The organism is Mycobacterium sp. pUA109 (assembly GCF_041287095.1).
GTDB lineage: Bacteria > Actinomycetota > Actinomycetes > Mycobacteriales > Mycobacteriaceae > Mycobacterium.
On record NZ_JBGGKS010000011.1, the window covers coordinates 148,194 to 173,184 of the forward strand.

General features: G+C 67.0%; 19 protein-coding genes, 2 tRNA genes and 1 pseudogene. 12 read left to right on the top strand and 10 right to left on the bottom strand.

Annotation, left to right across the window (positions count from 1 at the left end):
* The first annotated feature begins 30 nt into the window (after positions 1-30).
* The 9 genes from dnaA to ACAG26_RS14735 all read left to right on the top strand — a co-directional run bounded on the left by dnaA (position 31) and on the right by ACAG26_RS14735 (position 12,325).
* Positions 31-1,515: a chromosomal replication initiator protein DnaA gene (dnaA, locus tag ACAG26_RS14695; RefSeq protein WP_370483442.1), complete on the top strand. Its 1,485-nt coding sequence runs from the start codon at positions 31-33 to the stop codon at positions 1,513-1,515.
* 528 nt (positions 1,516-2,043) lie between these two features.
* Entirely contained in the window at positions 2,044-3,240 is a 1,197-nt protein-coding gene (dnaN, locus tag ACAG26_RS14700) for a DNA polymerase III subunit beta (protein WP_370483444.1), read from the top strand.
* A gap of 29 nt (positions 3,241-3,269) precedes the next feature.
* Positions 3,270-4,421 carry a DNA replication/repair protein RecF gene (gene recF, locus ACAG26_RS14705; protein ID WP_370483356.1) on the top strand — a complete coding sequence of 384 codons (1,152 nt, stop codon included), beginning with the start codon at positions 3,270-3,272 and terminating at the stop codon, positions 4,419-4,421.
* Complete coding sequence (locus ACAG26_RS14710; protein ID WP_370483358.1) at positions 4,418-4,987, top strand: DUF721 family protein; 570 nt, start codon at positions 4,418-4,420, stop codon at positions 4,985-4,987. Before recF ends, ACAG26_RS14710 begins: the two co-directional genes overlap by 4 nt.
* A 220-nt stretch (positions 4,988-5,207) precedes the next feature.
* Positions 5,208-7,235 carry a DNA topoisomerase (ATP-hydrolyzing) subunit B gene (gyrB, locus tag ACAG26_RS14715; protein WP_370483360.1) on the top strand — a complete coding sequence of 676 codons (2,028 nt, stop codon included), beginning with the start codon at positions 5,208-5,210 and terminating at the stop codon, positions 7,233-7,235.
* Positions 7,236-7,277: 42 nt separating this feature from the next.
* A complete protein-coding gene (gyrA, locus tag ACAG26_RS14720) occupies positions 7,278-11,054 on the top strand; it encodes an intein-containing DNA gyrase subunit A (protein ID WP_370483363.1) in 3,777 nt (1,258 codons plus the stop codon).
* Between the two features lie 49 nt (positions 11,055-11,103).
* Positions 11,104-11,940: a DUF3566 domain-containing protein gene (locus ACAG26_RS14725; RefSeq protein ID WP_370483364.1), complete on the top strand. Its 837-nt coding sequence runs from the start codon at positions 11,104-11,106 to the stop codon at positions 11,938-11,940.
* Between the two features lie 61 nt (positions 11,941-12,001).
* Positions 12,002-12,075 (top strand) — tRNA-Ile (locus ACAG26_RS14730).
* Positions 12,076-12,252: 177 nt separating this feature from the next.
* Positions 12,253-12,325: transfer RNA gene (locus ACAG26_RS14735), tRNA-Ala, on the top strand.
* 6 nt (positions 12,326-12,331) lie between these two features.
* Here ACAG26_RS14735 and ACAG26_RS14740 read toward each other — a convergent pair.
* Positions 12,332-13,264: a metal-dependent hydrolase gene (locus tag ACAG26_RS14740; protein WP_370483366.1), complete on the bottom strand. Its 933-nt coding sequence runs from the start codon at positions 13,262-13,264 to the stop codon at positions 12,332-12,334.
* 68 nt (positions 13,265-13,332) lie between these two features.
* Entirely contained in the window at positions 13,333-13,761 is a 429-nt protein-coding gene (gene cwsA / locus ACAG26_RS14745; protein WP_370483369.1) for a cell wall synthesis protein CwsA, read from the bottom strand.
* Positions 13,762-13,893: 132 nt separating this feature from the next.
* Between cwsA and ACAG26_RS14750 the strand changes: the two genes are divergently transcribed.
* Positions 13,894-14,442 (top strand): peptidylprolyl isomerase, encoded by a 549-nt coding sequence (locus ACAG26_RS14750; RefSeq protein ID WP_370483371.1) that lies wholly within the window; start codon positions 13,894-13,896, stop codon positions 14,440-14,442.
* 97 nt (positions 14,443-14,539) lie between these two features.
* Here the strand turns inward: ACAG26_RS14750 and ACAG26_RS14755 are convergent, their stop codons facing one another.
* Complete coding sequence (locus tag ACAG26_RS14755; protein ID WP_370483373.1) at positions 14,540-14,956, bottom strand: PH domain-containing protein; 417 nt, start codon at positions 14,954-14,956, stop codon at positions 14,540-14,542.
* A gap of 155 nt (positions 14,957-15,111) precedes the next feature.
* The gene (gene crgA / locus ACAG26_RS14760) at positions 15,112-15,393 is read right to left on the bottom strand and encodes a cell division protein CrgA (protein ID WP_370483376.1); all 282 of its coding nucleotides are present in this window, start codon (positions 15,391-15,393) and stop codon (positions 15,112-15,114) included.
* Positions 15,394-15,420: 27 nt separating this feature from the next.
* Here crgA and ACAG26_RS14765 point away from each other — a divergent pair, with 27 nt between their 5' ends.
* Positions 15,421-16,239 carry a DUF881 domain-containing protein gene (locus ACAG26_RS14765; RefSeq protein WP_370483378.1) on the top strand — a complete coding sequence of 273 codons (819 nt, stop codon included), beginning with the start codon at positions 15,421-15,423 and terminating at the stop codon, positions 16,237-16,239.
* A gap of 74 nt (positions 16,240-16,313) precedes the next feature.
* Entirely contained in the window at positions 16,314-16,994 is a 681-nt protein-coding gene (locus ACAG26_RS14770) for an aminodeoxychorismate/anthranilate synthase component II (protein WP_370483380.1), read from the top strand.
* Here ACAG26_RS14770 and pknB read toward each other — a convergent pair.
* The 6 genes and pseudogenes from pknB to ACAG26_RS14800 all read right to left on the bottom strand — a co-directional run bounded on the left by pknB (position 16,972) and on the right by ACAG26_RS14800 (position 24,898).
* A complete protein-coding gene (gene pknB, locus ACAG26_RS14775) occupies positions 16,972-18,855 on the bottom strand; it encodes a Stk1 family PASTA domain-containing Ser/Thr kinase (RefSeq protein WP_370483382.1) in 1,884 nt (627 codons plus the stop codon). The two genes, ACAG26_RS14770 and pknB, sit on opposite strands and share 23 nt — an antisense overlap.
* Positions 18,856-18,863: 8 nt before the next feature.
* Positions 18,864-20,045, bottom strand: a pseudogene (locus tag ACAG26_RS14780) (serine/threonine-protein kinase); the annotation flags it as partial.
* A complete protein-coding gene (pbpA, locus tag ACAG26_RS14785; protein ID WP_370483384.1) occupies positions 20,042-21,517 on the bottom strand; it encodes a D,D-transpeptidase PbpA in 1,476 nt (491 codons plus the stop codon). The gene pbpA and the pseudogene ACAG26_RS14780, both read right to left, overlap by 4 nt.
* The gene (locus tag ACAG26_RS14790; protein ID WP_370483386.1) at positions 21,514-22,953 is read right to left on the bottom strand and encodes an FtsW/RodA/SpoVE family cell cycle protein; all 1,440 of its coding nucleotides are present in this window, start codon (positions 22,951-22,953) and stop codon (positions 21,514-21,516) included. The genes pbpA and ACAG26_RS14790 overlap by 4 nt, the downstream gene beginning before the upstream one ends.
* The gene (locus tag ACAG26_RS14795) at positions 22,950-24,434 is read right to left on the bottom strand and encodes a protein phosphatase 2C domain-containing protein (protein WP_370483389.1); all 1,485 of its coding nucleotides are present in this window, start codon (positions 24,432-24,434) and stop codon (positions 22,950-22,952) included. Before ACAG26_RS14795 ends, ACAG26_RS14790 begins: the two co-directional genes overlap by 4 nt.
* Positions 24,431-24,898 (bottom strand): FHA domain-containing protein, encoded by a 468-nt coding sequence (locus ACAG26_RS14800; RefSeq protein ID WP_370483391.1) that lies wholly within the window; start codon positions 24,896-24,898, stop codon positions 24,431-24,433. Before ACAG26_RS14800 ends, ACAG26_RS14795 begins: the two co-directional genes overlap by 4 nt.
* Positions 24,899-24,991 lie beyond the last annotated feature (93 nt).

Here is a 24,991-nt window from a genome sequence, read left to right on the forward strand (position 1 = left end):
TCGCGACACCGAAGCAGGGGGGATTTGGCATTGACCGATGATCCCGGTTCCGCTTTTCCGACGGTGTGGGATGCAGTCGTTTCCGAACTCAACGGTGATGCTCATCCGGCCAATAACGGCGACGCCCTGGTCCCGGCCCTCACTCCTCAGCAAAAAGCCTGGTTAAACCTGGTGCAGCCGCTGACCATCGTGGAGGGCTTCGCCCTTCTGTCGGTGCCCAGCAGCTTCGTGCAGAACGAGATCGAACGGCACCTGCGGGTGCGGATCACCGAGGCGCTCAGCCGTCGGCTCGGCCACCAGGTAGAGCTGGGCGTCCGCATCGCTCCCCCGCCCGCCGAACCCGACGCCGACGCGATCCCCGACGACCGCGCCCCCGATATCGAAGACGTCGAGGCAGACCGGCAAGCCCCGGTGAACGCCGACGAAACGTGGCCGAACTACTTCACCGAACGCCCGCCCAGCAACGATCCCAGCGACGCCGGCGGCACCAGTTTGAACCGGCGCTACACGTTCGACACGTTCGTGATCGGCGCCTCCAATCGGTTTGCTCACGCCGCCACGTTGGCGATTGCCGAAGCGCCCGCCCGCGCCTACAACCCGCTGTTCATCTGGGGGGAGTCCGGGCTAGGCAAAACACACCTGTTGCACGCCGCCGGCAACTACGCCCAACGACTGTTCCCTGGTATGCGGGTGAAGTACGTCTCCACCGAAGAGTTCACCAACGACTTCATCAACTCGCTGCGCGACGACCGCAAGGTCGCGTTCAAGCGCAGTTACCGCGACGTCGATGTCCTGCTGGTCGACGACATCCAGTTCATCGAGGGTAAGGAAGGTATCCAGGAGGAGTTCTTCCACACCTTCAATACCTTGCACAACGCCAACAAGCAGATCGTCATCTCCTCCGACCGGCCGCCTAAACAGCTGGCCACACTCGAAGATCGGTTACGCACCCGGTTCGAGTGGGGGCTGATCACCGATGTCCAGCCCCCCGACCTGGAAACCCGCATCGCTATCTTGCGCAAAAAAGCCCAGGTCGAGCGCCTCGACGTGCCCGGTGACGTGTTGGAGCTGATCGCCACCAGCATCGAACGCAATATCCGGGAGTTAGAGGGTGCGCTGATCCGGGTCACCGCGTTCGCCTCGCTCAACAAGACACCGATCGACAAAGCCCTGGCCGAGATCGTGCTGCGGGACCTAATCGCCGACGCCAGCGCCATGCAGATCAGCGCCGCCACCATCATGGCGGCCACCGCCGAGTACTTCGACACCACGATCGAGGAACTGCGCGGGCCGGGTAAGACCCGCGCCCTGGCGCAATCACGTCAGATCGCGATGTACCTGTGTCGGGAACTCACCGACCTGTCGCTGCCGAAGATCGGTCAGGCCTTCGGCCGCGACCACACCACCGTGATGTACGCCGAACGCAAGATTCGCGGCGAGATGGCCGAGCGGCGCGAGGTCTTCGATCAGGTCAAAGAGCTCACCACCCGCATCCGCCAGCGCGCCAAACGCTGATTTTCGCCCACCAATCACCAAAAACTTCTGGCTCGTTGGCACCACCAATCACAGCCGTGCGTTGTGTATAGCCGTGTGCACAACCGGCGGACTAACCCGCCGCGACCGCACAACCCCGTGCACAACCCGGCACACATCCCCAACCCGGGGCCCCACGCCACACCGTTGTGCACGGCGAATCCACAGCCCCGCAAGCCGTTTAGCAGCGCTGACACCGGGCTGTACCCAACATGCACAGGCCTTAATACTGTTACTGGTATCTCTACCTAGATTTCCTTTAGAAACAGACCGCTGGGGATCGCACTGTCCACACCCATCGGCTCGAGCTGGGTTCTCACCCCGAGGCCTGTCCTGTCGGGGTGGTCGTTTAGCTTTCAAGATGCCGTCAAACGCTCTACGGTTGTGTCTCGACCGCCGTATGCGGCCGTCGCGGCGTACCACGGTCAAGGTGTTCGTCACCGGGGCACTTACCCGCTCGCGGGGCCGGTAGCCGATCGAGAGCTTGATGTAGGGGTGATGAGGGACACTATGGACGTGGCGTCGACGGGAGTCGGATTGACCGACTTGAAGTTTCGCTTGATGCGAGAGGACTTCGCAGATGCGGTCGCCTGGGTGGCGAAGAACCTGCCCACCAGGCCGATGCAACCGGTGCTGGCCGGGGTGTTGCTGACCGGTTCCGATGAGGGCCTGACCGTCTCCGGGTTTGACTACGAGGTCTCCGCTGAAGTTCGCGTGCCCGCTGAAATCGCTTCTCCGGGAAGCGTTTTGGTATCCGGCCGATTGTTGTCCGACATCACCCGGGCGCTGCCGGCCAAACCCGTCGACGTCAGCGTCGAGGGCACCCGGGTGTCGTTGACCTGCGGAAGTGCCCGGTTTTCGCTGCCGACCATGGCGGTCGAGGACTATCCGGCGTTGCCGGCGTTGCCCGACGAGACCGGTGTGGTGGCCGCCGACGTCTTTGCCGAGGCGATCGGTCAGGTCGCGGTCGCGGCCGGTCGCGATGACACACTGCCGATGCTGACCGGGATCCGGGTGGAAATTTCGGGCGAGACGGTGGTGCTGGCGGCCACCGACCGGTTCCGGCTGGCGGTTCGCGAGCTGACCTGGTCGGCGGGCGCCGACATCGAGGCTGCGGTCCTGGTGCCGGCCAAGACGCTGGCCGAGGCGGCGAAGGCCGGGGTCGACGGGTCGGAGGTGCACTTATCGCTGGGAACCGGGTCGTCGGTGGGCAGCGACGGCCTGTTGGGGATCAGCAGTAACGGCAAACGCAGCACGACCCGGCTGCTGGACGCCGAGTTTCCCAAGTTCCGTCAGCTGCTGCCCAGCGAGCACACGGCGGTGGCCACCATGGATGTCGCCGAACTGACCGAAGCGATCAAGCGGGTGGCGCTGGTCGCCGACCGGGGCGCGCAGGTCCGGATGGAATTGGGTGACGGCAGCCTGCGGTTGTCGGCCGGGGCCGACGACGTCGGCCGCGCCGAGGAGGACCTGGCCGTCGAGTTCGCGGGTGAACCGTTGACGATCGCGTTCAACCCGACGTATTTGACCGACGGCTTGGGGTCGCTGCACTCCGAGAAGGTGTGTTTCGGGTTCACCACGCCGAAGAAACCAGCGGTGCTGCGGCCGGTGCGCGAGGATGACCCACGACCCGAAGGCGCCGGACCGTTCGAGGCGCAGCCGTCGGATTACGTGTATCTGTTGATGCCGGTTCGGTTGCCGGGTTAACACTGCGGCGTTGCAGTCGAGGATTTAGGTTGTACATCCGCCAGCTGGGGTTGACCGATTTCCGATCCTGGCCGTCCGCCGACATCGAGCTCGAGCCGGGCCGCACCGTGTTCGTCGGGCCCAACGGCTACGGGAAAACCAACCTGCTTGAGGCGTTGTGGTATTCGTCGACGCTGAACTCTCACCGGGTCGCCACCGATGCGCCGCTGATCAGGGCGGGGGCGTCCCGCGCGGTGGTGTCCACGATCGTGGTCAACGAGGGCCGGGAGCTGGCCGTGGACCTGGAGATCGCGGCGGGGCGGGCCAACAAGGCCCGGCTCAACCGCAGTCCGGTGCGGAGCCCGCGCGAGGTACTCGGCGTGTTGCGGGCGGTGTTGTTCGCGCCCGAAGATTTGGCGTTGGTGCGGGGCGATCCGGGTGAGCGGCGCCGCTACCTGGACGAGCTGGCCACGATCCGGCGGCCCCGGATCGCCGGGGTGCGCGCCGACTACGACCGGGCTCTTCGGCAGCGCACGGCGCTGCTCAAGTCGGCCGCCGGCGCGTTGCACCGCGGTGAGCGCGGCGTATTGGACACCCTGGAGGTGTGGGACAGCCAACTGGCCGCCCACGGCGCGGAGCTGATGGCGGCTCGGCTGGACCTGGTCAACCTGTTGGCGCCGGAGGTGGAAAAGGCCTACCAGTTGTTGGCCCCGACCTCGCGGCCCGCCGCGATCGCCTACCGCCCCAGCGTCCAGATGCCGCCGGGTGAGTGGGCCGATGACGTCGCCGCACTGCAGGACGCGCTGTTGACCGGGCTGGCCCGGCGCCGTCAAGCCGAACTGGACCGAGGGGTCTGCCTGGTCGGCCCGCATCGCGACGAATTGGAATTGCGGCTCGGCGACACACCCGCGAAAGGCTTTGCCAGCCACGGGGAATCGTGGTCGATGGCGTTGTCGTTGCGGCTGGCGGCCTACGAACTGCTGCGCACCGAGGGCGCCGAACCGGTGTTGTTACTCGACGACGTGTTCGCCGAGCTGGATACCGCCCGCCGTCGCGCCCTGGCTAATGTCGCCGCGACCGCCGAACAGGTCTTGGTCACCGCCGCGGTTGCCGAGGACATTCCGGCGGATTGGGACGCCAAACAGGTGCCGATCAGCGCCGCGGACTCCGAAACCGGGCGCGCCTCGGCGGTCCAGCTATGACCGAGAACGACGACGACACGCCGGCCGGTCCGCCCGAGCACTTGGCGGGGCTGTCCGGGATGGATTTGGTGCGGCGCACCCTGGAAGAAGCCCGCAGCGCCGCCCGGGTGCAAGGTAAGGATGTCGGTCAGGGCCGCCGGGCACCGGTTTCGCGCCGGGTGGCTGGCGCCGCCGCCCGGCGCCGCCGCTGGTCAGGACCCGGGCCCGACTCCCGGGACCCACAACCGCTGGGTGCGGCCACCCGGGATCTCGCCCGCACCCGCGGCTGGACCCCGCGGGTCGCCGAGGGCGCGGTGTTCGGGCAATGGTCGTCGGTGGTGGGCGGGCAGATCGCCGACCACGCCACCCCCACCCAGTTGCGCGACGGGGTGCTCAGCGTGACGGCCGAGTCGACCGCGTGGGCGACCCAGCTGCGGATGGTGCAGGCACAACTGCTGGCCAAGATCGCCGCCGCGGTCGGCGACGGGGTGGTGACCAGCCTGAAGATCACCGGTCCGTCGGCGCCGTCGTGGCGCAAGGGACCCCGGCACATCGCCGGTCGCGGACCCCGGGACACCTACGGGTGACCCGGCGCCGTGCCGCTCAGAGCCGCCAGGACGCTACAAACCCCGCTGTCCAGCGTCGGGACGCGCCCACAGCCAAAATATTGAGCGCACGGCTCGGATAGCTGTGCAGAAACGCCCCCAGAGAATCGAGGCCGACGGCCGATCGCGGTAGACTGACCGGGACGACATGCTGCGGTGACCGGACCGCTCGCACGCGACCCCCAAGGAGAGCTTTCCGACTGTGGCTGCCCAAAAGAAGAAAGCAAAAGACGAATACAACGCCCAATCGATCACCATTCTAGAGGGGTTGGAGGCTGTCCGGAAACGTCCGGGCATGTATATCGGCTCCACCGGAGAGCGCGGGTTGCACCACCTGGTTTGGGAGGTGGTCGACAACTCCGTCGACGAGGCGATGGCCGGGTATGCCACCACTGTCGACGTCAAACTACTGGAAGACGGGGGCGTGCAGGTCAGCGACGACGGCCGCGGGATCCCGGTGGGCATGCACGCCTCGGGTATCCCCACCGTCGACGTGGTGATGACCCAGTTGCATGCCGGCGGGAAGTTCGACTCGGACGCCTACGCGGTGTCCGGCGGCCTGCATGGGGTCGGCGTGTCGGTGGTCAACGCATTGTCGACCCGGCTCGAAGTGGAGATCTCGGTCGACGGCTATGAGTGGTCCCAGTTCTATGACCACTCGGTGCCCGGCACCCTCAAGCAGGGTGCGGCGACCAAAAAGACCGGGACCACGGTGCGGTTCTGGGCCGATCCGGACGTTTTCGAGACCACCGAATACAACTTTGAGACCGTCGCCCGCCGACTTCAGGAGATGGCGTTCCTGAACAAGGGGTTGACCATCACGCTGACCGACGAGCGGGTCACCAAGGAGGAGGTGGTCGACGAGGTCGTCAGCGACGTGGCCGACGCGCCGAAGACCGCCGAGGAGCAGGCAGCCGAGTCCGTTGCGCCGCACAAGGTTAAACACCGCACGTTCCACTATCCCGGCGGCCTGGTCGATTACGTCAAGCACATCAACCGGACCAAAAACGCGATCCACACCACCATCGTCGATTTCTCCGGCAAGGGCACCGGCCACGAAGTTGAAATCGCCATGCAGTGGAATGCGGGCTACTCCGAGTCGGTGCACACCTTCGCCAACACGATCAACACCCACGAGGGCGGCACCCACGAAGAAGGGTTCCGCAGCGCGCTGACCTCGGTGGTCAACCGGTACGCCAAGGACAAGAAACTGCTCAAGGAGAAGGACCCCAACCTCACCGGCGACGACATTCGGGAAGGGTTGGCCGCCGTCATCTCGGTCAAGGTCGCCGAACCGCAGTTTGAGGGTCAGACCAAAACCAAGCTGGGCAACACCGAGGTCAAATCGTTTGTGCAGAAGGTCTGCAACGAGCAGCTCAGCCACTGGTTCGAGGCCAACCCGGCCGACGCCAAGACCGTGGTCAACAAGGCGGTGTCGTCGGCGCAGGCCCGTATCGCGGCCCGCAAGGCCCGGGAGTTGGTGCGCCGCAAGAGCGCAACCGATCTCGGGGGCCTGCCCGGCAAGCTGGCCGACTGCCGTTCCACCGACCCACGCAAGTCGGAATTGTATGTGGTGGAGGGTGATTCGGCCGGCGGCTCCGCGAAGAGTGGGCGCGACTCGATGTTCCAGGCGATTTTGCCGCTGCGCGGCAAGATCATCAACGTCGAGAAGGCCCGCATCGACCGGGTGCTGAAAAATACCGAGGTGCAGTCGATCATCACCGCGCTGGGCACCGGTATCCACGATGAGTTCGACATCTCCAAGCTGCGCTACCACAAGATTGTGCTGATGGCCGACGCCGACGTCGACGGCCAACACATCTCCACGCTGCTGCTGACGCTGCTGTTCCGGTTCATGCGGCCACTGATCGAAAATGGGCACGTGTTCTTGGCGCAGCCGCCGCTGTACAAACTGAAGTGGCAGCGCACCGACCCGGAGTTCGCCTACTCCGACCGGGAACGCGACGGGTTGCTGAAGGCCGGACTCGAAGCCGGTAAGAAGATCAACAAGGACGACGGCATCCAGCGTTACAAGGGTCTGGGCGAGATGGACGCCAAGGAGCTGTGGGAAACCACGATGGATCCGTCGGTGCGGGTGCTGCGCCGGGTGACCCTCGACGACGCGGCGGCCGCCGACGAGTTGTTCTCCGTGCTGATGGGCGAGGACGTCGAGGCCCGCCGCAGTTTTATCACCCGCAACGCCAAGGACGTTCGGTTCCTGGACGTCTGATCGCCACGCCCTTGACCTGACTCATCGACGAACGAGGAACAGATGACCGATACCACGCTGCCACCCGGCGACGACTCCGTCGACCGGGTTGAGCCGGTCGACATCCAGCAGGAGATGCAGCGCAGCTACATCGATTACGCGATGAGCGTGATCGTGGGTCGTGCGCTGCCCGAGGTGCGCGACGGCCTCAAGCCGGTGCACCGCCGGGTGCTGTACGCGATGTTCGACTCCGGGTTCCGGCCGGACCGTAGCCACGCCAAGTCGGCGCGCTCGGTCGCCGAGACGATGGGTAACTACCACCCGCACGGCGACGCGTCGATCTACGACACCCTGGTGCGGATGGCCCAGCCCTGGTCGCTGCGGTATCCGTTGGTCGACGGCCAGGGCAACTTCGGGTCCCCGGGCAACGATCCCCCAGCGGCGATGCGGTATTGCATTACCGGGGATGCCCTGGTGCGGTTGCCCTTTGGGCAGTCGGTGCGGATCGGTGATGTTGTTGGTGGGGCTCGACCGAACTCCGACAACACTGTCGAGTTGAAGGTCCTCGACCGGCACGGCAACCCCGTTGTCGCCGACCGACTGTTCCATTCGGGTGACCACCTGACCTACACCGTGCGCACCGGCGAAGGGTATGAAGTCACTGGCACCGCGAACCACCCGCTGCTGTGCCTAGTTGATGTGGGTGGCGTGCCCACGTTGTTATGGAAACTCATCGAAGAGATCAGACCGGACGACCACGTCGTACTGCAGCGGACCCCGCCAGTGGAGTTCGGTCCAGCGGACTGGCGGCCGACGATGGAGGCCCTGTTGCTGGGGGCGTTCATCAGCGAAGGCTTCGTATCGGCAGCGCGTGCCGGGTTCAATAACCTCGACCGCGACTTCTTCAACGCGGTGGTCACCGCTTATGACGCTGTCGTAGGCGGCCCGCGTTACGTGTCGGAGCGGACGATCGCGTCGGGATCGCTGCTGTACGAGCTTGATATCCACAACGTCACACCGTTGCGCGGTAGCCGTCTGTGGGAGGTACTGGGCCAGCGTTCGGCAGATAAAGCGGTACCAGAATGGCTGTGGCAGGCGCCTGCGGCGGTCAAGCGGGTATTCCTGCAGACATTGTTCGAGGGTGATGGATCGTGCTCTGGGCTGCCGCGGAACACCATCCAGGTGTCCTACTCGACACGCAGCGAACGGCTCGCAAAGGACGTCCAGCACATGCTGCTGGAGTTCGGCGTCGTCAGTCACCGCTATCGCCACACGGTCGGCGAACACAAGGTCGTCATCACCAACCGCGCCCAGGCTGAACTTTTCGCCGCACAAATCGGGTTTGGCGGAGTTAAACAGGACAAACTCAAGGCGCTGCTTGGTGCACTGCCCGAAGCGCCAGCAGGCCTGGACGGTGATCATGTGCCCGGCCTGGCGGAATTCATCCGTAGGCACTGCGGCAGTCGTTGGGTCGATAAGGAGTGGCTGCGCAAACACAACATCGACCGGCTGTCGAGATGGCGGCAGCATGGGGCGGAAATTCTGAGCCACATCGCCGATCCCGACGTGCGGGCGATCGCGACCGACCTCACCGACGGGCGGTTCTACTACGCCCGCGTCGCCTCTGTGACCGACGCCGGCGTCCAGCCCGTGTACAGCCTCCGCGTTGACACCGACGACCACGCCTTCATCACCAACGGCTTCGTCAGCCACAACACCGAGGCTCGGCTGACCCCGTTAGCGATGGAGATGCTGCGCGAAATCGACGAGGAGACCGTCGATTTCATCCCGAACTACGACGGCCGGGTGCAGGAGCCGACGGTGCTGCCGAGCCGGTTCCCCAACCTGCTGGCCAACGGGTCGGGCGGTATCGCGGTCGGGATGGCCACCAACATTCCGCCGCACAACCTGCGCGAGCTCGCCGACGCGGTGTTCTGGTGCTTGGAGCACTTCGACGCCGACGAAGAGGCGACGCTGGCCGCGGTGATGGAACGGGTCAAGGGCCCCGACTTCCCCACCTCCGGGCTGATCGTCGGCTCACAGGGCATCAACGACGCCTACAAGACCGGACGCGGGTCGATCAAAATGCGCGGTGTCGTGGAGATCGAAGAGGACTCCCGGGGCCGCAATTCGCTGGTGATCACCGAGTTGCCGTACCAGGTCAACCACGACAACTTCATCACCTCGATCGCCGAACAGGTCCGCGACGGCAAGCTCGCCGGCATCTCCAACATCGAGGACCAGAGCAGCGACCGGGTGGGGCTGCGCATCGTCGTCGAGATCAAGCGCGACGCGGTGGCCAAGGTGGTGCTCAACAACCTGTACAAGCACACCCAGTTGCAGACCAGCTTCGGTGCCAACATGCTGTCGATCGTCGACGGGGTGCCGCGCACGCTGCGGCTGGATCAGCTGATCCGCCTCTACGTCGATCACCAACTCGACGTCATCGTCCGGCGCACCCGGTACCGGTTGCGCAAGGCCAACGAGCGGGCCCACATCCTGCGCGGTCTGGTCAAGGCGCTCGACGCGCTCGATGAAGTGATCGCGTTGATCCGGGCCTCGGAAACCGTCGATATCGCCCGCCAAGGCCTGATCGAGCTGCTCGATATCGACGAGATCCAGGCCCAGGCCATCCTGGATATGCAGTTGCGCCGGCTGGCCGCGCTGGAACGCCAGAAGATCATCGACGATCTGGCCAAGATCGAGGCCGAGATCGCCGACCTGGAAGACATCCTGGCCAAACCGGAGCGGCAGCGCGGCATTGTGCACGACGAGCTCGCCGAGATCGTCGACAAGCACGGCGACGACCGTCGCACCCGGATCATCGCCGCCGACGGTGAGGTCAGCGACGAGGATCTGATCGCCCGCGAAGACGTGGTGGTGACGATCACCGAAACCGGCTACGCCAAGCGCACCAAGACCGACCTGTACCGCAGCCAAAAACGCGGGGGCAAGGGTGTGCAGGGCGCCGGGTTGAAGCAGGACGACATCGTCGCGCACTTCTTCGTGTGCTCCACGCACGACTGGATCCTGTTCTTCACCACCCAGGGCCGGGTGTATCGGGCCAAGGCCTACGACCTGCCGGAGGCGTCCCGGACCGCGCGCGGTCAGCATGTGGCGAACCTGCTGGCGTTCCAACCCGAGGAACGGATCGCCCAGGTGATCCAGATCAAGGGCTACGAGGACGCGCCGTACCTGGTGCTGGCCACCCGTAACGGGCTGGTCAAAAAGTCCAAGCTCACCGACTTCGACTCCAACCGCTCCGGCGGCATCGTCGCGGTGAATCTGCGGGACGGCGACGAGTTGGTCGGTGCGGTGTTGTGCTCGGCCGACGATGACCTGCTGCTGGTGTCGGCTAACGGGCAGTCCATCCGATTCTCGGCCACCGATGAGGCGCTGCGCCCGATGGGCCGCGCCACCTCCGGGGTCCAGGGGATGCGGTTCAACACCGACGACTACCTGCTGTCGCTGAACGTGGTCCGGGAAGGCACCTATCTATTGGTCGCCACCTCGGGTGGATATGCCAAGCGCACCGCGATCGAGGAGTACACGGTCCAGGGCCGCGGCGGTAAGGGCATCCTGACCATCCAGTACGACAAACGTCGAGGCAGGCTGGTCGGGGCGCTCATCGTGGACGACGACAGCGAGCTGTATGCGATCACCTCCGGCGGCGGCGTGATCCGTACCGCGGCGCGCCAGGTTCGCAAAGCCGGGCGGCAGACCAAGGGCGTTCGGTTGATGAACTTGGGCGAGGGCGACACACTGATAGCCATCGCGCGCAATGCCGAGGAAAGCGGAGCGGCCGAGACCGAGTTGGAGACCGCGCCCGACGCGACGTGACGCGACCGTCGCCCACCGGGGCGGCGGGCACACAGGTAAGGAGCCGTGGGTGACTGCACCGAACGAGCCGGGACGCCCGGGCGATAGCGCCAGGAACGGGAGCGGCCCGGGCGACTCTGGCACCGGGCGCCGCCCGCAGCCCGGATCCGGCTCCGGCCGGGTCACCGAGAACGGGGAAGCGGCGCCCTGGCAGCGCGGCCCACGGCCCCGTCAGACGCCGCAGCGGCCGACCGAGACGCCGGACACGGGATCCACCGGGCATTCGTCCGGCGTGGACGCTCGGCTCAGCCGGTACATCACCGGGACCGCGGCACCGGGCGCCCGGGCCAAGTCGGCCGGACCCGACGCCGAGGGCGCCGCGGCACGCGGTGAAGGCCAGCGCGGCGACGCCTATGGCAGCGAGCTGCCCGACCTGTCCGGTCCGACGCGACGCCCGGCACCGCCCCGCAAACCCCCGCCGGACCCGGCCCCGACGGCGCGGACCCCGGAGCGACGGGTCCAGGTGTCCAACCACCGTCCTCCCCGCGGCCCGGTGCGGGCCAGCATGCAGATTCGTCGCATCGATCCGTGGAGCACGCTGAAGGTGTCGCTGATCTTGTCGGTGGCACTGTTTTTCGTGTGGATGATCGCGGTGGCGTTCCTGTACCTGGTGCTGGGCAGCATGGGGGTGTGGAGCAAGCTGAACAGCAATGTCGGCGACCTGTTGAACAACACCAGCGGTGCCACCGAGCTGGTTTCCAGCGGATCCATCTTCGGCGGCGCCACCCTGATAGGGCTGGTCAATATCGTCTTGCTCACCGCGATGGCCACCGTCGGTGCGTTGATCTACAACCTGACCACCGACTTGATCGGCGGCATCGAGGTGACATTGGCCGACCGCGACTAAGACGAGTTTGGGCGGCTGGCATCGAGTGCGGTAATCTCGTCGCTCGGCCGTATGTACGTGCGGGCCTATAGCTCAGGCGGTTAGAGCGCTTCGCTGATAACGAAGAGGTCGGAGGTTCGAGTCCTCCTAGGCCCACAATGCCGGCGGTGTCGGCTGGCTGGTCCGACCCCGAGGAGGGTGCAGGTGAGGCGACTGGCCGTGCTGCTGGCGCTGGTTGTGGTCACCGCGGTGATCGTGCGATCGCGCGGCAACGCCCAGGTGTGGCACACTGTGGCCGATCCGGGGCGGTTGAGCCCCGGCTGATCAGTACCCGGGGCCTTAGCTCAGTTGGTAGAGCACTGCCTTTGCAAGGCAGGTGTCAGGGGTTCGATTCCCCTAGGCTCCACATTCCTTATGCGTCATCGTCGTCGGCGTGGTGCGATGCAGCCCGCTCCCGGGCGGCGAGCGCCGCCGGCGACTGCTCCAGGTAGGCCAGCGCCATCGCCGTGTTGCCTTCGCTCTGCGGGTGGTGATGCGGGCGCAGGTACCGCACCGGCGTGGTCACCAGCAGCTTCCACGGCCCCGGGGTGCGGTAGTTGCGGGATGCCCGCAACCAATCCCGCCACCGCGGCGCCCGCGGGTGCGTCGGGTCATGGCGCATCAGATAGCGCACCCCGGCCAGCCACCAGAAGACGAACTGCGGCGCGGTCAACAACATCGACAGCGCCCGCAATGCGTAGCTGCCGCAGATGTTTTGGTAGATGTCGAACACCACCGCGCGGTGTTCGACCTCCTCGCAGCCGTGCCAGCGCAGCAGGTCGAGCATGGTCGGATCGGCCCCGGCATAGTCGAGCCCGCGGGTCTGGATCACCCACTGCCCCAACACCGCGGTGAAGTGCTCGAGTGCGGCGGTATCGGCTAAGTGGCGATACAACCACCAGCGCCGCAACGGTTGCGGCCAGCGCTCGTGGCGCTCGCCGAGCGCTGACAACCAGCGATCCAGCTGATCGGTGTAGGCGGTGGTGTCGATGCCCTGGTCTGCCAGGTGGCGCAGCACGATGGTGTGCGCCCATGCGTGCCAGGCTTCCTGCTGGATGAACGGTTTGATCGCCGACTGCAGCTCGGGATCGTCGACCAGCGGCGCCGCTTCCTTGACGGCCTCGATAAACCAGCGTTCGCCGGCCGGCAGCAGCAGGTGCAGCACGTTGATGACATGGGTGGTGAACGGATCGTCGGGAACCCAGTGCAAGGGGGTGTCCGACCAGTCGAACCGGACCATTCTCCGGTGGGTGGGCCAACCCTGATCGAACGCGCGCAACTCCTTGGTGGGCGGCGTCTCTGTCATCTGCGCCTCCTTGAAGGTCGCACCGACTTCCACGATAGGCGCCGCTGGTGTGCTGTCCAGCCGGCCGCTTACGGCTTGGGCTGTACCTCGACGCTCGGCGGCCGCGGCGACTCCTCCTGCGGGCGCGAGGTGCGGCGGATGATCGAGAACGCGGCCGCACCGCCGGCGAGCACCGCGGCGGCGACGGCCGCGATCACCCAGGGGCGGCGACTGCGGCCTTGGGAGCGGCGGGCGTCCTGCAGGGCCTGCGGCAGACCGGTGACCACCTCCTGCGCGGCGGCGAACTCCTTGGCGATGGTTTCCGGGGCGGCGGCCAATTCGCGGGCCAGCCGGCCTTCCTGGTAGCGCCGGCGCAGGCTGGCCGCACCGGCTCGGGCGGAGTGGGCGCCCAGCCCGACCACGCCGCGGGTGACGTCCACCGGGCCGATCGCGGTGTACGTCAGGCCCCGGCTCAGCCGCTGCCGCGGGGTCAACCGGGTGTCAGTCTTGGGGCTCATATCGCACCTTTCTGCCTAAGCTCGCATTCGTTTCAGAGTGCCATCTCTGAGCCGGTCCGTGGGGTCAGAGCGTTGATCCGGCAACGACGCCGCGGCGAAACGCCCCCCGTGGCGGCGGCCACAGCCACTCGGATGGCAGACTGTCATCCCGTGACCACGAGCCCCATTCAGACCGCCACCGCCACGCTGCACACCAACCGCGGCGACATCAAGATCGCCCTGTTCGGGAACCACGCCCCCAAGACCGTGGCCAACTTCGTCGGCTTGGCGCAGGGCACCAAGGAGTACTCGACGACCAACGCCTCGGGCGGTTCGTCGGGGCCGTTCTATGACGGCGCGGTGTTTCACCGGGTAATCAGTGGCTTCATGATTCAGGGCGGGGACCCGACCGGCACGGGCCGTGGCGGGCCCGGCTACAAGTTCGCCGACGAGTTCCACCCCGAGCTGCAGTTCGACAAGCCCTACCTGTTGGCGATGGCCAACGCCGGCCCGGGCACCAACGGGTCGCAGTTCTTCATCACCGTCGGGCAGACGCCGCACCTGAACCGCCGCCACACCATTTTCGGTGAGGTGGTGGATCCGGCGTCGCAGCAAGTGGTCGAGGCGATCGCCAGCACCGCCACCGACGGCAGCGACCGCCCCACCGAGCCCGTCGTCATCGAATCGGTCACCATCGCCTGATCCCTTGCAGCCAATCGCCGAATCCGGGCGGTGACTGTGCGGTTTGGTACGCCTGCACCCGCGTTTCGCGTATGAAACCGCACAGTCGGCGTAATCTTCAGGACCTCGCGTAGCCGGCCTCGGTCAGCGCGTCGAGCACATCCAGCGGATCGGTTCCGACGTCCCAGCGGGACAAGATAACTAGCCGGTCGTCCGTTGTCTCGATCTCCAGCAGCCGGACCTTGCGCGCCAGCCGGCGGAATTCGGTAATCCGGACGACGGTGATGTCGGCCGGGCGCAGCAGCTGGGTGCGCCACCAGCCGCGCACCAGCAGGCCGTCGGCGGTAATTGCCAGTTTTGGGCGGGCACGCCACGAGACGCTTGCAAACACCAGCAAGCCCACGGCAGCAATACCCACTAAAACCCGCCCGGGGACGTCTGTGACCAGCGTCACAGCGGAGATAGCCATCACAATTCCGGCTACCGCGCAAGCGACGATGCCGCCGGTCCGAGGCGCCCACTGTGTTTGCTGCACGGGATACCTAACCGCTTCTACCGCTGCCGATGGAGTTATCCACAAGCGCTATCAACAATGGGGATGAATCACATACGTGTGATTGAGCAATTGCTTGGTTGGCAGCGCAGTAACGCCCAGAGGTCCACATGAATGCAACATGGCGGTCCGCCGGATCAGCGCCAACGCATGGTGAGCAACAAGCCGGAGATCATGAAAGCAAACGCGATGGCGTAGTTCCACGGTCCGAGCTCGGCCATCCAGTTCAGCGCGGCGGGGGCGTCCAGACCCGTGGCCGCCAGCTGGTACACCATCAGCCAGAGCAGCCCGATCAGCATCAGCCCGATGAAGAAGGCCACAAACCACACGCTTGAGGGCCCGGCCTTCACTTTGACCGGCGTACGGCTCACCTGGCTGGCGGTGAAGCTGGTCTTCTTGCGAACCTTGGACTTGGGCATCGATACCTCAGGACAGTGCGACGATGAATGGTGCGAGCGTTGCTCGGCTACGAGGTTAACCCAGCAAGGGCGGGATCAGAGAACGGAGAGCCAGTGGAGAAGACCGCGCGGGCCCGCCGCTCACCCTGGCGGTTCGGCGTCCCGCTGGTGTGCGTGCTGGCCGGACTGCTGCTGGGTGCCACCCACGGGGTGTCCGGGGGCGCCGAGATCCGCCGCAGCGATGCCCCGCGGCTGGTCGACCTGGTCCGGGAGACGCAGGCGGCGGTGGACCGGCTCAGCGCCGAACGCGACGGCCTGGCCACCACCATCGACTCCGCCCACGGCCGCGGGGCGGGCACCGCGTTGGCCGCCATGCTCAAGCGCTCCGCCCAGCTGGCCGGCGACGCCGGCCTGGACCCGGTGCACGGGCCCGGCCTGGCGGTGACGCTGACCGATGCGCAGCGCGACGCCTATGGGCGGTTCCCGCGAGACGCCTCCCCCGACGACCTGGTGGTGCACCAGCAAGACATCCAGGCGGTGCTCAACGCGCTGTGGAGCGCCGGGGCCGAGGCCATTCAGGTCCAGGACCAGCGCATCGTCGCCACCTCCGCACCCCGCTGTGTCGGCAATACGCTGCTGCTCAACGGCCGGACCTACAGTCCGCCGTACACGATCACCGCGATCGGTGATGCCGCGGCGATGCAGGCCGCGCTGGACGCGGCCCCGCTGGTGACCCTCTACAAGCAGTACGTGGTGCGGTTCGGGCTCGGCTACAGCGAACAGGTCCTCCCCGACGCGCACGTCGTCGGCTCCACCGAACCGGTGCGCATGGTCTACGCCGTACCCGCTGGTCCGCTCCCCTACTGAGCAGGACCCAGGTCGGAGCGCCCGCTCCTCCTCATCGCTTCGCTCTGCATCGTCGCCGACGGTAGCCTGACACGGTGCAGGTCTTGGTCGTCGACAACTACGACAGCTTCGTGTTCAACCTGGTGCAATACCTGGGCCAACTCGGGGTGCAGGCGACGGTGTGGCGCAACGACGACCCCCGGTTGTCCGACGCGTCCGTCGTCACCGGATTCGACGGGGTGCTGCTGAGCCCGGGACCGGGCACCCCGGAGCGCGCCGGGGCGTCGATCGGGGTGGTGCGGACCTGCGCGGCGGCGCGCACCCCGCTGCTCGGGGTGTGCTTGGGCCACCAGGCCATCGGCGTCGCGTTCGGCGCCACCGTGGGGCGCGCCCCGGAGTTGTTGCACGGCAAAACCAGCACCGTGTTCCACACCAATACCGGTGTGCTGGAAGGGCTTCCGGATCCGTTCACGGCGACCCGGTACCACTCGTTGACGATCCTGCCGGAAACCCTGCCGGACGACCTCGAGGTGACCGCGCGGACCCGGCGCGGGGTGATCATGGGAGTGCGGCACACCGAGTTGCCGATCCACGGGGTCCAGTTCCATCCCGAATCCATCCTCACCGAGGGCGGGCACCGGATGCTGGCCAACTGGCTGGCCAGCTGCGGACAGGCCCGGGACGAGGCGCTGGTGCGCCGGCTGGAACACGAGGTCAGTCAGGCGGTGGCCGCCGCGCACCGCGCCCCGGAGGTTACTGACCGAACGTCAGCGTGATGTACCCGTCCCGGTTCACGCCCTGCCCCGAGGACGGGCTCTGGTAGACGATCTTGTTGTGTTTGTCGCCGCCGGCGTCCACATCGGCGCCCTTGACCAGCACACCGGTCCAGCCCAGCGCCCGCAGCAGCGGTTCGGCGTCGGTCCAGAACATTCCAGTGACATCCGGCATCACGAACTGGTTGCCCTTGGAGACCTGCAGCTCGATGACGGTGTCCACCGACACGGTGTCCCCGGCGGCGGGCCGGGTGCCCACCACCTCGCCGGCCGGGCGGGGGCTGTCCACCGACACCTGGTTGACCTTGGTGAAGCCGCTCAACGTCAGGGTTTTCTGGGCTTCCTCGGGCGTCTGGTTGATCACGTCGGGCACCGGCTTGGTGGACGGTCCGGTCCCGACGATGATGGTGATCTCGTTGGTGATCGCCGAGGTCTGGTTGGCCGGCGGATAGGTGCCCACGACGCGGTCCTTGAGGTCCGGCGTCGACGGCGAATGCTGTTGCTTGATCCGCTCGAAGCCGGCGGCCTTGAGCTTTTTGACCGCGGCCGCATAACTCAGCGAGGACACGTCGGGCACTTGGCGCTGCTCGGGGCCCACCGAGACATTGACGGTGATCGTGTCGCCGGCGTGCATCGAGGTGTTGGCCGGCGGGTCGGTGCCGATCACGTGATCGGGCGCCACCGTCGAATCCACCTTGGGCAGGGTGCGGGTTTCGAAGCCCTTGTTCTGCAGGTCGGCCACCGCGTCGGCCGACGTCTTGTCCCGGACGTCGGGGACCTGCACCTTGTGGGTGCTGCCGCCGAAGGTATTGATCACCAAGGTGACGACGACGGTCAACACGGCCAGGATCGCCACGGCGATCAGCCACCGCCCCACCGAACCGACCGTGCGATCGCTGGCGAAGTCCGGTTCCTGGCGGGGCAGCGGGTCGGTGACCGGGCTGACTGGCCCGACCGGACGCGAGGAGGAGGCCAGCATTGCGGTGCGCTCGGCGTCGGTGAGCACCTTAGGTGCGTCGGGGGCTTCCCCGTTGTGCACGCGGACCAGGTCGTTACGCATCTCCGCGGCGGTCTGATACCGGTTGTCCGGATTCTTCGCCAACGCCTTGAGGACGACGGCGTCCAGCTCGGGTGAGATGCCGTCATGCCGTTGCGACGGCGGGGTCGGGTCTTCGCGGACATGCTGGTAGGCCACCGCCACCGGCGAATCGCCGATGAACGGGGGCTCGCCGGTGAGGATCTCGTAGAGCACACAGCCCAACGAGTAGACGTCGGAGCGGGCATCGACCGACTCTCCGCGGGCCTGCTCCGGGGACAGGTACTGCGCGGTGCCGATCACCGCGGCGGTCTGGGTGACGCTGTTGCCGCTGTCGGCGAGTGCCCGGGCGATGCCGAAGTCCATCACCTTGACCGCATTCGCGGTGCTGATCATGATGTTGGCCGGTTTGACGTCCCGGTGGATGATGCCGTGTTGGTGGGAAAAGTTCAGTGCCTGGCACGCGTCGGCGATGACCTCGATGGCACGCCGGGGCGGCATCGGGCCTTCGCCGTGCACGATGTCGCGCAGGGTGACCCCGTTGACGTACTCCATCACGATGTACGGCAGCGGGCCGGCCGGTGTTTCCGCCTCCCCGGTGTCGTACACCGCCACGATGGCGGGGTGGTTCAGCGCGGCTGCGTTCTGCGCTTCGCGGCGAAAACGCAGGTAAAAGCTGGGGTCGCGGGCTAAGTCGGCGCGCAGCACCTTGACCGCCACGTCCCGATGCAGCCGGGTGTCCCGAGCGATGTGGACCTCGGACATGCCGCCGAACCCCAGGATCTCCCCGAGCTCGTAGCGGTCGGACAGGTGTTCCGGGGTCGTCATGGTGTGCCGGTCCCGGTGGTGTCGGTGGCCGAACCCTGCGACGAGGTGTCGGTGACGGTCGGCGTCGACGGTTGGTTCCCGCTGTCGTCGCGGGCGTTGACCACGATCAGCACCGCGATGATGATCGCCAACGCGCCCAGCACCCCGGCCGCCCACAGCAACGCCCGCTGCCCGGCGGAGAACGTGCGCCGCGGCGGGGCGGGCCGATGGCCGCCGGTGACGGGACGCGACGCCGGACGGCGGGCCGCGGTGGCACGCCGGGTCAGGTCCGCGGCGGCCCGGGTCTGGGCGCCGGACGGAATCGCCGACGGCGTTGCCCGGCCCCCGGTGCCCGACTGATTGGGTCGCGGGGGTCGGCGACCGGCGCGGACCGCGGCCACCGCATCGGCGAACGGCCCGCCGCTCTTGTAGCGCATTCCGGGGTTCTTGACCAGAGTGATCTCGATGAGCTCCCGGACGTTGGGCGGCAGGTCCGCGGGCAGCGGCGGCGGCGGCTCCTTGATGTGCTTCATCGCCACCGTCAGCGCCCCGTCACCGGTGAACGGCCGACGGCCCGACACCGCCTCGTAGCCGACCACGCCCAACGAGTAGACGTCGCTGGCCGGGGTGGCGTCGTGCCCGAGCGCCTGCTCGGGGGCGATGTATTGGGCGGTGCCCATCACCATGCCGGTCTGGGTGACCGGGGCGGCATCCACCGCCTTGGCGATCCCGAAGTCGGTGATCTTCACCTGACCGGTCGGCGTGATCATGATGTTGCCGGGTTTGACGTCGCGGTGCACCAACCCGGCGCTGTGCGCGACCTGCAACGCGCGCCCGGTCTGTTCGAGCATGTCCAACGCGTGCCGCAGCGACAGCCGCCCGGTTCGCTTGAGCACCGAGTTGAGCGGCTCCCCGTTGACCAACTCCATCACCAGGTAGGCGGTGCGGCCTTCCCCGTTCATCTCGGTTTCGCCGTAGTCGTGCACGCCGGCGATCCCGGGATGGTTGAGCATGGCGGTGGTGCGCGCCTCGGCGCGGAACCGCTCGATGAACTCGGCGTCTTGGGAGAACTCGCCCTTGAGCACCTTCACCGCGACGCGACGGCCCAACCGGCTGTCCACCGCCTCCCACACCTGGCCCATGCCGCCGGTGGCGATGAGGCGCTGCAACCGGTAGCGGCCAGACAGCGTCACCCCTACTCGCGGGCTCATGGTCCTCCCTGCAGCGCGGCCTCGATCACGGCCCGTCCGATCGGCGCGGCCAGCGCACCGCCGGTCGCGGACAGTCGGTCACCGCCATCCTCGACCACCACCGCAACGGCCACCTTCGGGGCCTGCGCCGGCGCAAACGCGATGTACCACGCATGCGGTGGCGTATTGCGCGGATCGGTGCCGTGCTCAGCGGTACCGGTCTTGGATGCGATCTGCACGCCGGGGATCGCCCCTTTCTGCTGTGTGACCTTCTCGGCGCCGACCATCAATTGTGTCAGCTTAGCCGCGACCTGCGGAGACACTGCACGGCGCTGCGGGTGCGGCGCCGTGGTGCTGATGGTAGCCAGGTCGGGGCCTTGCAGGCTGTTGACTAAGTACGGCTGCATCGTGATCCCGCCGTTGGCGATGGTCGCCGCAACCAGCGCATTCTCCAGCGGGGTGACGGCGACATCTTTTTGGCCGATGCTCGACATCCCCAGCGCGGCGGCATCGGGGATCGGTCCGACCGTGGACTCGGCGACCTGCAGCGGGATCGGATCGGGAGCGCGGTCGAAACCGAACGCATGCGCCATGCTGCGCAACGCATCGGCCCCGGTGTGGATGCCCAACTCGACAAACGCGGTGTTGCAGGAGTGCTCGAACGCGATCCGCAGCGACACCGTCGCATCCGGCCCGCACGAGGCGCCGTTGTAATTCTCCAGGGTGACGGTGCTGTCGGGCAGCGGGATCTGCGCCGCCGCGGTCAGCTGATCGTCCTCGCTGGCGCCGGCCTGCAGCGCGGCGGCGCTGGTGATCACCTTGAACGTCGAACCGGGCGGATACGTTTCGGCGACGGCCCGATTGGTCAGCGGGTCGGCGGTGTCGTCGCGGAACTGCTGCCACGCCCGGCCCTGATCCTCGGCGTCGTGCGACGACAGCGGGTTGGGGTCATAGGACGGTGAGGACACCAACGCCAGCACCTTGCCGGTGGACGGCTCCAGGGCGACCACCGACCCCCGACACGGCCCGTTGCAGCCGCGCTGCAGGGCATCCCAGCCGGCCTGCTGGATGCGCGGGTTGATGGTGGTGTCGACGTTGCCGCCGCGCGGGTCGCGGCCGGTGAAGAAGTCGGCCAGCCGGAACCCGAACAGCCGGTCGTCGGAGCCGTTGAGCACCCCGTCCTCGGCGCGCTCCAGGCCGCTGCTGGAGTAGCGCAGCGAATAGAAGCCGGTGATCGGCGCATACACCTCGGGGTTGGGGTAGACCCGCTGGAACCGCAGCCGGTCGTTGGTGGCCACCGAGTAGGCCAGCAGCTGGCCGTTCGCGGTGATCTGACCGCGTTGACGGGAGTATTCGTCGAGCAGGATGCGCTGGTTGCGCGGGTCGGCGCGCAGCCCCTCGGCGGTAAACACCTGCGTCAAGGTGGCGTTGATCAACAGCAGCACAATCAGCCCCATCAGGGCCACCGCGATGCGGCGCAGCGTGGTGTTCATACGCGCTCGATCACTTCCGTGCTGGCGGTGGCGATCGGCGCGGTGGGGTCCTGGCGGGCGGCCAGCGGTCGGCGCGCGGCGTTGGAAATCCGCATCAGGATGGCCAGCAGCACGTAGTTGGCCACCAGCGACGAGCCGCCGTAGGACAGCCACGGCGTGGTCAACCCGGTGAGCGGGATGAGCTTGGTCACGCCGCCGACCACGATGAACAGCTGAATACCCAGCGTGGACGCCAGCCCGGCCGCCAGCAACTTGCCGAAGCTGTCGCGCAGCGCGATCGCGGTACGCAAACCCCGGATGATGACGATGGTGTAGAGCATCAGCAGCCCGGCCAGCCCGGCCAGCCCGAGCTCCTCGCCGAACGCGGCGATGATGAAATCGGTCGCCGCCGCGGGCACCGTATCGGGTTGTCCGTTACCGAGCCCGGTGCCGAACACACCGCCGGTGGCAAAGCTGAACAGCGACTGCACCATCTGGTACCCGCTGCCCTCGGGATCGGCGAACGGGTCCCGCCAGGTTTGCACCCGGATCCGGACGTGTGCGAAAAGGTAGTACGCGGCAACACTTCCCACCGCGAACAGCGTCAGCCCGATGACCATCCAGCTGATCCGGCGGGTGGCGATGTAGACGATCACCAGGAAGGAGGCGTACAGCAGCAACGACGTCCCGAGGTCGCGTTCAAAGACCATCACACCCACCGAGATCACCCACGCCGCCAGCAGCGGAGCCAGATCCCGCGGGCGCGGCAACGTCATCCCGAGCACGTGCCGGCCGGCGCTGACGAACAGTCCGCGTTTGGCCACCAGCACCGCGGCGAAGAACACCAGCAGCAGGATTTTGGAGAACTCGGCGGGCTGAATCGAAAAGCCCGGCAACTGGATCCAGATCTTGGCGTCGTTCTGCTTGATGAACGACGCATCCTTTTGCTGAGCGAACGACGAGGGCAGCAGCGCCGGAATGGCCAGCAGCACCAGGCCCGCCAGCCCGCAGATGTAGCCGTTGCGGGCAAGTTGGCGGTGGTCCTTCAAGAAGACCAACACCAGCGCGAACGCCAGCACCCCGACCAGCGTCCAGGCCATCTGCTGGTAGGCGCCGGGCCGGTCGTGACCGCCGATGGTGCCCAGACCCAGATCGAGGCGGTGGATCATGACCAGGCCCAGGCCGTTGAGCAGCGCGACGACCGGCAACAGCAGCGGGTCGGCGTACGGGGCGAACCGCCGGATGGTCAGGTGGGCGCAGCCGAACAACACCAGATAGGCTGCGGCGTAGCCGGCCATATCCCAGCGCAGCCCTTGTTCCTGGTTGTCCTCAACGATGAGTAAAGCCACCGTGGTGATCCCGGTGGCAAAGCACAGCAGTAGAAGTTCGGCGTTGCGCCGAGTCGGCAGCGGCGGAGTCACCGCGACTGGCGACTGGGGCTGCGTCTGTGTTGTCATGCCACCGTCCGGCAGTCGACGCCCGGCTCGAGTGGCCCCGGCGGAAGCGCGGTCACGGTGGGCAGATGGGGCACCGCGGTCGTACTCGGTTCTGGTGACGCCCGCGCCGACGGCTCCTGCGAGGCCGCGGTGGTGGACGGCGCCGTTGGCGGGGCGTTCTCGCCCGGTGTCTGGCTGGCGGTGTCCGGGGCACGGGGGGCCACCGGGCTTTTCGGCATGGGGCACGGCGGGAGCACCTTGTGCGCCAAATCGTTGAGCTGGGCAATCGCTTGGTCAAGGCTGCCGACCGGCAGCCCGGAGGCCACCTGGGCGCGGGCCGACTGCTGGAGGTCCTCCAGCTTCATCGGTTGACAACCGAGATTGCGACCGGATTGGCCGTAGGCGACCTGCGAGAGCCGGTTGTGTTCGTCGAGGCAGCCCCACTGGTAGGGGTCGTGCAACGGCACGCCCAGGATCGACCCCTGCACACCGCGCATGATCGACACCATGCCGTGGTTGGACGCGACGTAATAGTTGGTCCGGATCACCTTCCAACCGATCCCGAGGCCCAGCACCGTCAACAGCAACACCAACGCCGCCCCGGTGATAATCCGCCGTCGGGTGCGCGGCGGCGGGGGCGCTGCCTCTACTTGCGGCACAACGCTTTTGGGGGCGCCCTTGCGGGGGCTGATCGCGGAGGCCCGGCCGGCGGCGGTGTTGGGGACGGTGAGCTGGCCGGCGTCGCCGGATACCGCTCCGGCCAGGATCGGCTGCGTCTGGCCGTAGTTGTCGTCGACGACGTCGGCCACCACCACGGTCACGTTGTCCGGTCCGCCGCCGCGGAGGGCGAGTTCGATGAGCCGGTCGGCGCTGGCCACCACGTCGGGGATGCGCAGCGCCTCTTCGATGGTCTCGTCGCTCACCGGATCCGACAGCCCGTCCGAGCACAGCAGGTAGCGATCACCGACGTGCGCTTCCCGCATCGTCAGGGTGGGCTCGACCTCATGGCCGGTCAGTGCCCGCATGATCAAGGACCGCTGCGGATGGCTGTGCGCCTCTTCGGCGGTGATCCGGCCCTCATCGACCAACGTTTGGACGAAGGTGTCGTCCTTGGTGATCTGGGCGAGCTCACCGTCGCGTAGCAGGTAGGCGCGGGAATCACCGATGTGCACCATGCCAAGCCGGTTGCCCGCGAACAGGATTGCGGTGAGCGTGGTGCCCATGCCCTCGAGTTCGGGCTCGGCCTCGATGTGGGCCGCGATGGCGGCGTTGCCTTCCCGGACCGCGGCGTCGAGCTTGCCGAGCAGATCCCCGCCCGGCTCGTCGTCGTCGAGGTGGGCCAGCGCGGCGATCACCAGTTGGGAGGCCACCTCCCCGGCGGCGTGCCCGCCCATCCCGTCGGCCAGCGCCAATAAGCGGGCGCCGGCATACACCGAGTCTTCGTTGTTGCCGCGTACCAGGCCGACATCGCTGCGGGCGACATAGCGCAGAACCAGGGTCACGGGCGTAGCTCGATTACCGTCTTGCCGATCCGAATCGGCGTTCCCAGTGGAACTCGTACCGCGGTAGTCACCTTTGCCCTGTCAAGGTAAGTGCCGTTGGTCGATCCTAGATCCTCCACATACCATTCCGAGCCCCGCGGCGACAGCCGGGCGTGTCGTGTCGAGGCGTAGTCGTCGGTGAGCACCAGAGTGGAATCGTCGGCGCGCCCGATCAACACCGGTTGACCGCCGAGGGTGATGCGGGCACCGGCCAACGCCCCGTCGGTCACCACCAGGGCGCGGGCCGCGTGCCGGCGTTGTCGTGACGGCAGCAACGCGCCGCGTCGCCACAGCCCACGGCGCACCATGACGACACCGGTCGGGGCGTAGATGTCGGTCCGCAGGATCCGCAACACCGACCAGATGAACACCCACAGCAGCGTCAAAAACCCGGCACGCGTCAGCTGCAGTACCAGTCCCTGCATCCGGCGTCCTCTCCGTCCCTGGTGCCGTTCATTGTGAACCAGCGTTGCCGAGCACGTCGGCAACGTCACGATACTTGGACGGTGATCGACGCG